This is a genomic window from Psychroflexus salarius (assembly GCF_900129035.1).
Classification (GTDB): domain Bacteria; phylum Bacteroidota; class Bacteroidia; order Flavobacteriales; family Flavobacteriaceae; genus Psychroflexus; species Psychroflexus salarius.
Genome location: NZ_FQTW01000003.1, coordinates 84505 through 97071, shown reverse-complemented (window position 1 = coordinate 97071; position 12567 = coordinate 84505). Strand labels below are relative to the sequence as shown.

The following is a 12567-nucleotide window of genomic DNA, read 5'->3' as shown; positions in this document are numbered from 1 at the left end:
TATTATTTGTTGACAAGTTTTGTATTTAAAGATTTAAACTTCAAGACAGGCGATCTTCCTTTTTTAAATATTTTGTTACTATTTCTTTTACCAGCGCGTAGCTTTTTTTGCTCGTCATATGGTAATTTAATAACTTCTTTACAGTGGTCTGAGCAACAATCGTTCATTTTTTCTGCACATTTTTCGCATTGTATAAATAGTAAGTGACAAGCTTCATTAGCGCAATTGACGTGCGTATCACAGGGATCTCCACATTGATGACAACGCGCTATGATGTGATTAGAAATGCGCTCACCACGACGGTGATCAAAGACAAAGTTTTTACCTAAGAATTTATTTTCTAAGCCTTTTTCGTTTACTTGTCTTGTATACTCAATAATACCACCATCAAGTTGATATACATTTTTAAAGCCTTTATGTTTGTAATATGCACTAGCTTTTTCGCAACGAATACCGCCAGTACAATACATAACTAATTTTTTATCTTCTTTATGCGCCTTTAGGTCTGCTTCAATAATGTCAAGAGAATCTCGAAAAGTATCTACGTCTGGTGTAACCGCATTTTTGAAGTGTCCTATTTCGCTTTCATAATGATTTCGCATATCAACCAAAACCGTATCTGGGTCTTCGATAAGTGCGTTAAATTGTTCGGCATCTACATGAACACCACGGTTGGTAACATCAAAACTCTTGTCGTTTAAGCCATCAGCGACAATTTTAGAGCGGACTTTAATTTTCAGTTTTAAAAATGATTTATCATCCTGCTCAATTGCAATATTTAAACGCACATTTTCTAAGAAGTAAATATCATCTAAGAAGGCTTTAAATTTTGAAAATTGCTTTGCTGGGACTGATAGCTGCGCATTGATGCCTTCGTGAGCGACATAAATTCGACCTAGGACATTCATATTGTCCCAAGCAACAAATAAGTGGTTTCTAAATAATTGCGGATTGCCAATTTTCGCATATTTGTAAAAGGAAAGTGTCAAGCGTTCTTCTCCAGCTTGCTCAATTAAAGCTTCCCTTTCTTTGGCACTTAGTTTATTGTACAGTTGCATGCTATACTAGATTTAAGTTAAAGAAAGATTAAAATGCAAATGTAAACTAAAAGATTAGAAATGAAAAAAGTCCCGCTTCGTGGGGACTTTTTCTAACGGGCTAATTCGTTATTAAGATAATTAAATAAATATTGCTTAGTTTTCTTATCTAAAAAAACTAGCTAACCGTCTACCAAAATGTTGGCTTTCTATAAGAATTTAAAGAGGTGCACATTTTAAATTCTATATAATAGATGAGTTATCTATAAATTGGTTGCGTGAAAATAATACGATTATTGATATAAATAGTATTTTTACATCAAAAGTTATTTAGAAAACCTGAATTATGGCAAAAGACAATAAAGAAAAAGACGCAAAACTAAAGGCTTTAAAGCTTACTTTAGATAAATTAGATAAAACTTACGGTAAAGGAACTGTTATGAAAATGAGTGACCAAGCCGTTGAAGATGTTGATGCAATATCTTCTGGGTCATTAGGTTTAGATTTAGCTTTAGGAGTTGGCGGCTATCCTAGAGGTAGAGTTATTGAGATTTATGGACCAGAATCGTCAGGTAAAACAACCATGACACTTCACGCCATGGCTGAAGCTCAAAAAGCTGGTGGTATAGCTGCTTTTATTGATGCTGAGCATGCTTTTGATAGGACTTATGCACAAAGCCTTGGCGTAGATATTGATAATTTGATTATATCTCAACCAGACCATGGCGAACAAGCGCTTGAAATTGCTGATAATTTAATTCGCTCAGGAGCCATAGATATTGTGGTAATTGACTCGGTAGCGGCATTAACTCCTAAAAGTGAAATTGAAGGCGAAATGGGTGACTCTAAAATGGGTCTTCATGCACGTTTAATGTCTCAAGCTTTAAGAAAATTAACTTCATCTATTAGTAAAACTAATTGTACGGTTATTTTTATTAATCAATTACGTGAAAAAATAGGTGTGATGTTTGGCAATCCTGAAACAACAACTGGTGGAAATGCTTTAAAGTTTTATGCTTCGGTAAGATTAGATATTAGACGTTCTACTCAAATTAAAAACAGTAATAGTGATGTTATGGGTAATAAAACCCGTGTAAAAGTTGTCAAGAATAAAGTGGCGCCACCTTTTAAAATGGCTGAGTTTGACATTATGTATGGTGAAGGAATTTCAAAAATTGGTGAAATAATAGACATTGGGGTTGATTACGAAATTGTAAAAAAAGCCGGCTCATGGTTTAGTTATGAAGACACAAAATTAGGTCAAGGGCGTGACGCCGTAAAAACCTTACTCAAAGACAATCCTGAATTGATGGAAGAACTTGAAACTAAAATTATTGATGCTATTAAATTAGCTAAAGCTGAAGAATAGAACTTTTTACGCAACCATTTTAGCAATTTATCATCTTAAGTTAAAGGTTATGAAAAAAATTATCAGTATTACATTAGTCATTTTTAGCTTTTTCAGTTGTGAATCAGATGATTTTTATGACAGAAGCGGTACTGAAGTTGGTACAATTTCTTTTGCAAATTTACCAGATGAATTAGTTTTAGGAAATTCATATCAATTTGATTTATCTGTTGACCAAATATCAGATTGCCACTCATTTAATCGGTTTGAGACTGAAGTTGTAAATGAAAATACAATTGTTGTAGGTGCAATTTTAAATTTTAATGATAATCTTTCATGTGAATCTTCTGACGATGTTAATATTAGAACTTACGACTATGAAGCGACAACATCAGGTACTATCACTTTTCGATTTCTTAGCGACAATACGCCAGGCAATCAAGATTTTATTGAGCATGAGGTTACCGTAATAGAGCCATAACAAATGATTTTAAAAAAACTTATCAAGCAATGTCAAAACAATAATATTGAAGCGCAAAAGCAGCTTTATTTATTGTATGCTGATAAGTTTTTTGGAATTTGCTTAAAGTATTCATCTAATCATGCGCAAGCACAAGATAACCTTCAGGATGCTTTTATAACTATTTTTGAAAAAATAAAGCAGTTTAAACACAAAGGTTCTTTTGAGGGATGGATGAAACGAATTGTTGTTAATACCGCTTTACAAAAGTACAAACATCAAAAAGTATTTGAGCTTATTTCTCCTAATACAATTCAAGACGACAATTATATTGTAGAAGACTTACCAAACCTAGAACTTAAAGAGTTATTAAGCTTAATTCAAGAATTACCAGATCGCTACAGGTTAGTATTTAACCTATATGTTTTAGATGGCTATTCTCATGCTGAAATTGCCGATTGCTTATCAATTAGCGATGGTACTTCTAAATCTAACTTATCTCGTGCTAGAGCTATTTTAAAAACTAAAGTTGAACGTCTAATTCAACAAAAATCTATCAAGCAAGCTTAATGAGTGATTTGGGTAAACATATAGATCGCGTTTTTCAAGAAGGTTTAAATGATTTTCAGCCTGAAGCACCACAACAAGCTTGGCGTAATATAGAATCTCAGCTTCAACCTAAAACTAAATCAAGACTTATACCGTTTTGGTTTTATAAATATGCTGGTGTTGCAGCTATTGCGGTTTTAATGTTTGGTTTAGGTTTTTATTATAATTATACGCAAAACACAAGTGTTGCAAATAACTCCCAAGGCTTTTCTGAAATAGATTATGATGTTAATTTTACAACCGAAATTAGTACAATTTCACCTGAAGCTTTTTCTATTATTTATCAGGATTTAAGTTTATTATCAAGGCCTTCAGTAGAAGCTGATGTAACAAATCAAAATTTAGATAAAACTCAATTTGAAGAACAAATGCAAGTTTCTTCGGTAAATTCTTTATTAAAACAAAAATCAATTTCGAGCTCTAATAATGTTATAAATTCTGAAGCAATTCCTATTTTCAATTTTAAGATGGCTAGCACTAAAGCTAAAGAAGTTAAAACGCTTAAAAATCGTTGGTCTCTTAACCCTCAAGTTGCACCTGTGTTTTCTAATGCTATGACAAACACAAGCAGTTTAGGCTCTAATTTTTCTTCAGAAGGTAATGCGGTTAATATGGCTTACGGCGTCAATTTAGCCTATAAATTAACTGAAAAACTTAAACTAAGAACAGGCGTTAATCAAGTTAATTTAAGCTATGTCACTAATGATGTTACAATGACCTTTGATAACCCTGCTTTTAGTGATGCCAACATTAATTTAAACGCTAATAATCAATATTACGCTGTGGTTTCTTCAACAGAAATGGCTAATTATGGTGGTGAAAATTTTAGAACAGCGCAAAATTTTGGTAATATCAATCAGCAATTAGGTTTTATTGAGATTCCTTTAGAGTTAGAGTATCAACTCATTAATAAAAAAATTGGAGTTAATGTAATTGGTGGCGCAAGTACCCTAATACTGAATAATAACGCTTTGGTTTTTGAAACCACAACTACACAAACCGAAATAGGTCAAGCTAACAACTTAAATGAGACAAGTTTTTCAACAAACTTAGGTTTAGGCATTAATTATGGTTTATCTAAACAATGGTCGTTTAATTTTGAACCTACATTTAAGTATCAAATCAATACGTTTAAATCAGGTACAACAAATATACAGCCATATTATTTTGGGGTGTTTACAGGCGTTCAGTTTAAATTTTAAATCTTTTTACACTTAAATTTTTTTAGCTCTAAAAATAGATTATTTTTGTAGTTATGACTGTTATAACAAAGCATATTATAGAGCTTTTATACCATCACGATTGTGTGATTTTACCTGATTTTGGTGCCTTTTTAACACAAGAAAAGTCAGCTAAAATCAACACAGAATCTCATATATTATCGCCACCAAAAAAAACAATTCAGTTTAGCGCGCAAATCAAAAACCACGATGGTTTATTAACCAATAATTTAGCAAAATCGCTTAACATAAGTTTCCAAAAAGCTGAACGTCAAGTTAGTTTTTATATAGAAGATTTAAAGTCAAGTCTTGAGCAAGGTGAAGAAGTTAAACTGAAAGGAATAGGTAGCTTTAAACAAAATGAATCTATTGTCTTTACAGCCGATGAAACAGCAAACTTTTTGTTAGAAGCTTATGGCTTGCAAACTTGTAAAACTTCAACGATTACGGTTCCTGAGAATGAAGTTACGGCTGAAGAGCCTTCAAATGTTATTGAAATTTCTAAAGAAACACCAAAAAACTCAATTCATTTCACAAAATATGCAGCTGCTATTATTTTACTTATAGGAATTTTTTCTGTTTGGGGTTATAACTACATAAATAACACTGCTCAAAAAAATTCGTTAGCTAACGAGCAAAAAGCGCAAAAAATAATTGAAAACAAAATTCAAACGGCTCAATTTTCACTTCAAACGTCGCTAGATCCTATTATAATTGAAACAGAAAAAAAATTAGTTTCTGCTCCAACTGAAGTTAAACCCTTTCATATCATTGCTGGTGCTTTTAAAGAAAAGTCAAATGCCAATAAGCGTTTAGAAGAATTACTTCAGAATGGATACAAAGCAAATTATGTTGGTCTTAATACCTACAATTTGCATCAAATAGCTTACGCAAGTTTTAGCGACCGTGTTAAAGCTAGACAATTTTTAAAAGAAATAAGACTTACCGAAAATAAAGCGGCTTGGTTGTTGGTAAAATAAAACATTTAGGATATTCTTAAATGTATAAGTTTTACCTTTGTGAAAAATTCTGAAATGAATAAATATCCTGAAGATTCTAAAACAACTCTAACAGATTTAGTTTTGCCTAGTGAAACTAATCCATTAAACAATTTGTTTGGTGGTGAACTTTTAGCAAGAATGGATCGTGCTGCTAGTATTGCTGCCAGACGCCATTCTAGACGAATTGTAGTTACGGCATCAGTTAACCACGTTGCCTTTAATAAATCGGTTCCCTTAGGAAGTGTTGTGACTGTAGAAGCCAAGGTTTCTAGGGCTTTTAAAACCTCTATGGAGATTGTTATAGATGTTTGGATAGAAGATCGCGAAAGCGGAAGACGCTCTAAGGCTAATGAAGCTATTTATACCTTTGTGGCGGTTGATGATGTCGGGCATCCAGTTCCTATCCCAGAAATTACACCACAAACAGATTTAGAAAAAGAACGCTATAATGCTGCCTTAAGGCGAAAGCAACTCAGTCTTGTTCTAGCAGGTAAAATGAAAGCTAAAGATGCGACTGAATTAAAAGCATTATTTGAATAATCATTAAAAAATAAACACATGTACGAAGTTTTTCAAATTGTTCACTCTTATTGGGCTTATCTTGTTTTGCTTGTTTTAACACTAGCAACATTTAACGCTATTATAAAGACCTTAAATAAATCAAGCTATGCAGCTAAAGATTTTAGAATCTCGTTATTTACTTTAATTGTTTCGCACTTGCAATTACTCATTGGCTTAGTGCTTTATTTTGTGCAGCCCTATTTTGTAGCATTTTCAGAACAAGGTATGGGAGCTGTTATGAAAGACTCAACACTAAGATTATACTTAGTAGAACATCCCTTAACAATGATAATAGCTATTGTGTTAATTACAATAGGCTATAGTAAGCACAAAAAGAAGCTTTCATCTACTAAAAAGTTTAGAACAATTGCTATTTTTTATGCTTTGGCATTAATCTTAGTTTTATCAAGAATTCCTTGGGATGCATGGTTTTAAAAAAACGATTAATTATACACCACAAAAAAACCTGTTGATTATTCAACAGGTTTTTTTATTAAATTAAATGCAATTATTATGCATTGATAGGTTCAACAGAAACATAAGACTTATCGTCTTTAGTTTTCTTAAACTGAACAATACCGTCTACTTTAGCGTGTAATGTATGGTCTTTACCTACGTAAACATTAGCGCCAGGCTTATGTTTTGTACCACGTTGTCTAACAATAATATTGCCAGCAATAGCGGCTTGTCCACCAAATATTTTAACGCCTAAGCGTTTCGATTCTGATTCTCTTCCGTTCTTAGAACTACCTACACCTTTCTTATGTGCCATGTCTAAAAGTTTTTAATTATTTACTTAAAGCTTCAATTAATTCTGCTTTCTTCAATGAAGAATATCCTTCTAAACCTTGAGCTTTAGCCATTTCTTTAAGCTCAGCAACTGTGTGCTTACTCAAGTCTTTCGTTTCGTTATTTTCAGCTTTAGCGGTTTCTTTGCTTGGCTCTTCTTTTTTAGAAGCAGAAGATTTTTTAGCTCCGCTAGCTGTAAGGCCTTCAATAAGGATTTCAGTCAAATATTGTCTATGACCGTTTTTCTTTTTGTAACCTTTTCTTCTTTTCTTTTTAAAGACAATAACCTTGTCTCCTTTCAAGTGCTTAAGGACTTTTGCGTCAACTTTTGCACCATCTATAGCTGGGGCGCCAATTGTTGTGTTAGTACCATCATTAAACAAAAGAACTTTGTCAAAACTAATTTGAGCTCCTTCATCTTCTTTTAATCGATGTACAAACACTTTTTGGTCTTTTGCAACTTTAAATTGCTGCCCTGCTATCTCTACGATTGCATACATAATATTAGTGTTTAATTTTAAAAATGTTTGCAAATATAGTGCTTAATTTTTAAATACAAACATTTAGCTTTCAGTTTGAATAGGATTTTTAAATAATTGCATAAAAGATAAAGTAAGCACTACCGAAGTAGCAAAGCCCATAATTGCAACCACAAACGCAAAAATACCAGGCCCAATGTTATAACTATTAGAAAAATTTGTTGCTAACTGGTTGATAAATTTTGGCTCAACTTCAGTAGCATAAATTGTCATAAAAATAGTAAACAAAATGCTACCAATAAATCCAGTTACAATACCAGCGCTAAAACCAATACTGTAATTGTAATTAGATTTTAATTCTATTCGTCTAAACCTAATAGCTTCAAAAATAGCAAAACCTGTAATTACGCCATTAAACAAACTAAACATTGGGTTTGTATGTAAATCAAATAAAGATAATACTAAAAAATAAGCAATAAGCGATGTTGTTAAAGCAACACCAAATCTAACTGGAAGTATAAATTTTGTCATAATCTAATTTTTTCTTCAAATTAGTATAAATTAATTAATCAGTGTTTTAACATCATGTTAATTGTGCTAAAACCATAAGAAATTCATAATTTATCTAAAAATTTGAAAAAAATATAGTCATATTTGTAACAACTTCATTTATCGATAAACTAATATATAAACTAAAACAACTTAAAATGATTAAAAAACTTAACTTATTGTTTCTGCTTTGCGCCAGTACAACGATGTTTGCTCAGCAAGTAGAATTTGAAGAGTACCAACTTGACAACGGCTTAGATGTGATTATTCATCAAGATAATTCTGTTCCGGTTGTAACAGTTGGTGTGATGTATCACGTAGGAGCTAAAGATGAAGCTCCAGGACGTACAGGATTTGCGCACTTTTTTGAACACCTATTATTTGAAGGGACCAAAAATATTGAGCGAGGCGAATGGTTTAATATTGTAGCTGCTAATGGTGGTAGTAATAACGCAAATACAACCCAAGATAGAACTTACTATTATGAAACTTTTCCTTCTAACGCTTTAGAACTTGGTTTATGGATGGAGTCTGAACGTATGCTTCACCCAGTTATTAATCAAGTTGGTGTAGACACACAAAATGAAGTGGTAAAAGAAGAAAAGCGTTCACGAATTGATAATGCACCTTACGGTAAAATTATCTACGCTACAGGAATCAATAAATATATGTTTGACAAGCATCCGTACAAAAACTCTGTTATCGGTACAATGCAAGACCTTGATGCTGCTGAATTAGAAGAGTTTAAAGCTTTTTTTGATAAATATTATGGTCCTAATAACGCAACTCTAGTTGTTGCAGGTAATTTAGAGATGGAAGAAACTAAGGCTATGATTAAAGATTATTTCGGTCCTGTAAAATCAAAACCTGAAGTTGAACGTGTACAAATTACCGAAAAACCAATTACCGAAACCATTAAAGCTACTGAGTACGATAGTAATATTCAAATTCCAATTAAAGCTCATGTATACAGAATTCCTGGTATGAGTGAAAGAGATTCATATGTAATGAGTATGATATCTTCAATCTTAACCGATGGAAAAAGCTCAAGAATGTATAAGCGTATGGTCGATGACGAAAAAGTTGCGCTACAAGTTTTAGCTTTCCCAAGACCTATGGAAGATTATGGAACATACATCATGGGTGCACTTCCGCTAGGAGATACACCACTTGAAAAACTTGCCGAAATCATGGATGATGAAGTTAATAAACTAAAAACAGAACTCATCTCTGAACGTGAATACCAAAAACTTCAAAATAAATTCGAAAACCAATTTGTAAATTCAAACTCAAGTATTCAGGGTATTGCCTCTTCTTTAGCTACCTACCATGTATTATATGGAAACGCTGATTTAATTAATGAAGAAATAGACATTTATAGAAGTATTACTCGAGAAGAAATAAAAGAAGTTGCTAACAAGTACTTAAATAAAAACCAAAGACTTGACCTAGACTACCTTCCAGAATCAGAAAAAGAACAAAAATAAGCACTATGAAATTTAAACTTATAACCTTAATTGTATTGTGCATTTTCGCAACAAGTGTCAATGCTCAAATCGATAGATCAACCATGCCAAAACCTGGTCCAGCACCAAAGGTTAATATTGGCGAGCCAGACCGTTTTAACCTAAGAAATGGGCTTGAAGTTTTAGTCGTAGAAAATCATAAATTACCACGAATTTCAGCAAGCTTAATTATAGATAATAAACCTTATACTGCAGATAAACCAGGGACATCAAGCCTAGTTTCTTCGCTACTTGGTACAGGAACAGAAAATATCTCTAAAGATGAATTTAACGAAGAAATTGACTTTCTTGGTGCGCGTGTAAGCTTTGGTTCAGAAAGTGCTTTTGCTAGTTCATTATCTAAATATTTTCCTAGAATTTTAGAATTAATGGCCGAAGGAGCTCTTAATCCTTTATTTACACAAGAAGAATTTGAAGCTGAAAAAACTAAACTTATTGAAGGTTTAAAAACAGACGAAAAAAGCGTTGCAGCCATCGGAAGCCGAGTTGCATCTGCATTAGCTTATGGTAAAAACCATCCTTACGGTCAATTTGTAACTCCTGAGACAGTTGAAGCAATTACACTTAAAGATGTACAAAATACTTACCGAAATTATTTTGTGCCAGAAAACGCTTACATGGTAATTGTTGGCGACATAACTAAAAGAGAGGCAAAGAAACTTGTAAAGGAGTATTTTTCTGATTGGAAAAAAGCAACACCACCAAATGTAAGTTTGCCAACTGTTAAAAATGCTCAATATGCGCAAATTAACTTTGTTGATATGCCTAATGCAGTACAAAGCCAAATTACGGTAGAAAATACAGTTGACTTACAAATGAATAATCCTGATTACTTTCCAGTTTTAGTAGCTAATCAAATTCTTGGTGGTAGTTTTGGGAGTTATTTAAACATGAACCTTCGTGAAGACAAAGGCTATACGTATGGTGCAAGATCAAGCATTGGCGCAAGCCGTTATGCTTCACGATTTACAGCTTCTGCAAGTGTTAGAAACGCTGTAACAGATAGCGCTGTAGTTGAATTTTTAAAAGAAATTAAGCGTATTAGAACTGAAGATGTTGATGCTGAAAAGCTCGAAGATGTTAAAAGTAAATTTGCAGGTAATTTTGTAATGCGTCTTGAAAGACCTTCAACAATAGCAAATTATGCTTTAAACATAGAGACCAACAACTTACCTGAAGATTTCTATGAAACATACCTTGAGAAAATCAATGCGGTTTCAGTTGAAGACGTTAAACGTGTGGCTCAAAAATACCTTAAGCTTGATAAAGTAAGAGTTGTTATCGCTGGTAAAGGTGTTGACGTTGCTGAAAATTTAGAAAAAATTAAATTTAATGAGAAAAAGCTTCCGGTTCTGTATTATGACAAAAAAGCTAATAAAACAGATAAACCAGAATTTAAAAAACCACTACCAGAAGGCGTAACAGTTGCCACAATTTATGAAGATTACATCAATGCAATTGGTGGCAGAGAGAAAGCTGAAGAAGTCAACTCAATTTATATGAAAGGTAGTGCTAGTATGCAAGGTATGAAGCTCGCTTTAGAACAAAAAATGACAAAAGATGGTAAGCAGCGCATCGCTCTTTTAATGAATGGTAACCCATTAAGCTTACAAGTCTTTAATGGCGAATCTGGTTATATAGTTCAACAGGGTCAACGTATTGAAATGACTGACGAGCAAATTAAAACTTATCAAGCTACAAGTGGTGCTATTCCTGAACTTAGCGTTTCTGATGATGCTGAACTAACAGGTATCGAAAATGTAAATGGTCAAGATGCTTATGCCATTAAAATGTCTGAAAATATGACAGAGTATTACAGTACTGAAACTGGCTTAAAACTTCAAACTAAAACCGTTGTAGAGCAAATGGGTAGAAGTATGGAAACTCTTGTAATGTATGATGATTACAAAGAAGTAAACGGCGTTATGATGCCACATATACTAACTCAAAGCTTTGGTCCTCGAAAACTTGATTTTAATATGAACGAAGTTAAAATTAACGAAGGCGTTTCAGACAAAGATTTTGAATAATTAAGAATAGTAAAATTCAATTAAAGAAGCCGTTTCATTAGGAACGGCTTTTTTTATGATTTTTTCAATTTTCTTTTTCGGTTAGATAAGTACACACCAAGCAATATTACGCCACCAGCACCAAGTTGGTATGAATTAAAAGATTCTCCATCGATCACACCCCAAAACAAAGCCACAACAGGAATTAAATACGTAACCGACGTTGAAAAAACAGGATTAGATAATTGAATTAATCGGTTAAATATAATTTTTGCTAAGGCTGTGCCTAATAAAGCTAAAACTAACACATAATAAAGTGACTCTTGCACCACAGCATTAGATAAATTGTCTGCATCAAAAAAATTAGTAGCTAATAGAAGCCCAAATGCGAAAGGAATTAAAACGATAAATGAGCCAGTTGCAATACCTAAAGCCGAAATATCTTGTAAATAAGATTTAATGATATTAGCATTAAATGCATACATTAAAGAAGCGATAACTGGTAATAGAGCATACCAATAGTTTTGACCTGGATTTAAAGATGCTCCAGCAAAAATGAGTAAAGCCGAACCTAAAAGGCCTACCAAAACACCCCAAAATTGTTGTTTATTAAACATAGCTCCAAAAAATGTAATCCCAACTATTAAAGCTAATAGTGGTACAGTTGAGTTTAAAATTGAAGCAATTGCACTATCTATTTCTGTTTCGGCATAGGCAAACAATATGCTCGGAAAAAGTGTACCAATAAAACCTGATATAGCAATCCACAACCACTGTTTCTGCTTGATTTGTTTTACCTTTTTAAAACCAATTGCAGATAAAAAAAGACCAGTAATTAATACACGAACGGCACCTAATTGAATAGGCGTTAAGCCTTCAAGTCCTTTTTTTATCAATATAAACGAACTTCCCCAAAGTAGTGATAGTGCAATTAAATACACCCATTTTAAATAATGATTTGGCACAATTTAATTTTTTG

At 32.8% G+C, this 12567-nt stretch carries 14 protein-coding genes; 9 read left to right on the top strand and 5 right to left on the bottom strand.

Annotated elements, in window-relative coordinates; genetic code table 11:
- Positions 1-2: 2 nt before the first annotated feature.
- Positions 3-1058, bottom strand: a complete 1056-nt coding sequence (trhO, locus tag BUB82_RS05125) for an oxygen-dependent tRNA uridine(34) hydroxylase TrhO (protein ID WP_073192533.1) — start codon at positions 1056-1058, stop codon at positions 3-5.
- Between the two features lie 325 nt (positions 1059-1383).
- On the opposite strand from trhO, the gene recA reads away from it, so the two are divergent.
- The 7 genes from recA to BUB82_RS05090 are packed head-to-tail and all read left to right on the top strand — an operon-like array spanning position 1384 to position 6671.
- Positions 1384-2406, top strand: coding sequence for a recombinase RecA (recA, locus tag BUB82_RS05120; RefSeq protein ID WP_073192532.1), 1023 nt, complete (start codon positions 1384-1386; stop codon positions 2404-2406).
- Between the two features lie 49 nt (positions 2407-2455).
- Entirely contained in the window at positions 2456-2866 is a 411-nt protein-coding gene (locus BUB82_RS05115) for a hypothetical protein (RefSeq protein ID WP_073192531.1), read from the top strand.
- Positions 2867-2869: 3 nt separating this feature from the next.
- The gene (locus tag BUB82_RS05110) at positions 2870-3415 is read left to right on the top strand and encodes an RNA polymerase sigma factor (RefSeq protein ID WP_073192530.1); all 546 of its coding nucleotides are present in this window, start codon (positions 2870-2872) and stop codon (positions 3413-3415) included.
- A complete protein-coding gene (locus BUB82_RS05105; protein WP_073192529.1) occupies positions 3415-4656 on the top strand; it encodes a hypothetical protein in 1242 nt (413 codons plus the stop codon). The genes BUB82_RS05110 and BUB82_RS05105 overlap by 1 nt, the downstream gene beginning before the upstream one ends.
- 53 nt (positions 4657-4709) lie before the next feature.
- Positions 4710-5654 (top strand): HU domain-containing protein, encoded by a 945-nt coding sequence (locus BUB82_RS05100; protein WP_073192528.1) that lies wholly within the window; start codon positions 4710-4712, stop codon positions 5652-5654.
- A 54-nt stretch (positions 5655-5708) separates the two neighbouring features.
- On the top strand, positions 5709-6215 hold the full coding sequence (locus BUB82_RS05095; protein ID WP_073192527.1) for an acyl-CoA thioesterase: 507 nt from the start codon (positions 5709-5711) through the stop codon (positions 6213-6215).
- An 18-nt stretch (positions 6216-6233) separates the two neighbouring features.
- Complete coding sequence (locus BUB82_RS05090) at positions 6234-6671, top strand: hypothetical protein (protein WP_073192526.1); 438 nt, start codon at positions 6234-6236, stop codon at positions 6669-6671.
- Positions 6672-6747: 76 nt separating this feature from the next.
- Here BUB82_RS05090 and rpmA read toward each other — a convergent pair whose 3' ends face one another.
- The 3 genes from rpmA to BUB82_RS05075 all read right to left on the bottom strand — a co-directional run bounded on the left by rpmA (position 6748) and on the right by BUB82_RS05075 (position 8035).
- Positions 6748-7008 carry a 50S ribosomal protein L27 gene (gene rpmA / locus BUB82_RS05085; RefSeq protein WP_073192525.1) on the bottom strand — a complete coding sequence of 87 codons (261 nt, stop codon included), beginning with the start codon at positions 7006-7008 and terminating at the stop codon, positions 6748-6750.
- 16 nt (positions 7009-7024) lie between these two features.
- A complete protein-coding gene (rplU, locus tag BUB82_RS05080; protein ID WP_073192524.1) occupies positions 7025-7525 on the bottom strand; it encodes a 50S ribosomal protein L21 in 501 nt (166 codons plus the stop codon).
- A gap of 63 nt (positions 7526-7588) precedes the next feature.
- Complete coding sequence (locus tag BUB82_RS05075; protein ID WP_073192523.1) at positions 7589-8035, bottom strand: DUF4199 family protein; 447 nt, start codon at positions 8033-8035, stop codon at positions 7589-7591.
- Positions 8036-8211: 176 nt separating this feature from the next.
- Between BUB82_RS05075 and BUB82_RS05070 the strand changes: the two genes are divergently transcribed.
- Complete coding sequence (locus BUB82_RS05070; protein ID WP_073192522.1) at positions 8212-9540, top strand: M16 family metallopeptidase; 1329 nt, start codon at positions 8212-8214, stop codon at positions 9538-9540.
- Positions 9541-9545: 5 nt separating this feature from the next.
- A complete protein-coding gene (locus BUB82_RS05065; protein ID WP_073192521.1) occupies positions 9546-11609 on the top strand; it encodes a M16 family metallopeptidase in 2064 nt (687 codons plus the stop codon).
- A gap of 53 nt (positions 11610-11662) precedes the next feature.
- On the opposite strand, the gene BUB82_RS05060 is transcribed toward BUB82_RS05065, so the two are convergent.
- On the bottom strand, positions 11663-12553 hold the full coding sequence (locus BUB82_RS05060) for a DMT family transporter (protein WP_073192520.1): 891 nt from the start codon (positions 12551-12553) through the stop codon (positions 11663-11665).
- Positions 12554-12567: the final 14 nt, after the last annotated feature.

What these genes read in the sequence shown, in the direction of transcription:
- BUB82_RS05115 (WP_073192531.1), top strand. Translation starts at nt 2,456, where the DNA reads ATGAAAAAAATTATCAGTATTACATTAGTCATTTTTAGCTTTTTCAGT.
- BUB82_RS05075 (WP_073192523.1), bottom strand. Translation starts at nt 8,035, where the DNA reads ATGACAAAATTTATACTTCCAGTTAGATTTGGTGTTGCTTTAACAACA.
- BUB82_RS05070 (WP_073192522.1), top strand. Translation starts at nt 8,212, where the DNA reads ATGATTAAAAAACTTAACTTATTGTTTCTGCTTTGCGCCAGTACAACG.
- rpmA (WP_073192525.1), bottom strand. Translation starts at nt 7,008, where the DNA reads ATGGCACATAAGAAAGGTGTAGGTAGTTCTAAGAACGGAAGAGAATCA.
- rplU (WP_073192524.1), bottom strand. Translation starts at nt 7,525, where the DNA reads ATGTATGCAATCGTAGAGATAGCAGGGCAGCAATTTAAAGTTGCAAAA.
- BUB82_RS05090 (WP_073192526.1), top strand. Translation starts at nt 6,234, where the DNA reads ATGTACGAAGTTTTTCAAATTGTTCACTCTTATTGGGCTTATCTTGTT.
- trhO (WP_073192533.1), bottom strand. Translation starts at nt 1,058, where the DNA reads ATGCAACTGTACAATAAACTAAGTGCCAAAGAAAGGGAAGCTTTAATT.
- recA (WP_073192532.1), top strand. Translation starts at nt 1,384, where the DNA reads ATGGCAAAAGACAATAAAGAAAAAGACGCAAAACTAAAGGCTTTAAAG.
- BUB82_RS05105 (WP_073192529.1), top strand. Translation starts at nt 3,415, where the DNA reads ATGAGTGATTTGGGTAAACATATAGATCGCGTTTTTCAAGAAGGTTTA.
- BUB82_RS05100 (WP_073192528.1), top strand. Translation starts at nt 4,710, where the DNA reads ATGACTGTTATAACAAAGCATATTATAGAGCTTTTATACCATCACGAT.
- BUB82_RS05110 (WP_073192530.1), top strand. Translation starts at nt 2,870, where the DNA reads ATGATTTTAAAAAAACTTATCAAGCAATGTCAAAACAATAATATTGAA.
- BUB82_RS05095 (WP_073192527.1), top strand. Translation starts at nt 5,709, where the DNA reads ATGAATAAATATCCTGAAGATTCTAAAACAACTCTAACAGATTTAGTT.
- BUB82_RS05065 (WP_073192521.1), top strand. Translation starts at nt 9,546, where the DNA reads ATGAAATTTAAACTTATAACCTTAATTGTATTGTGCATTTTCGCAACA.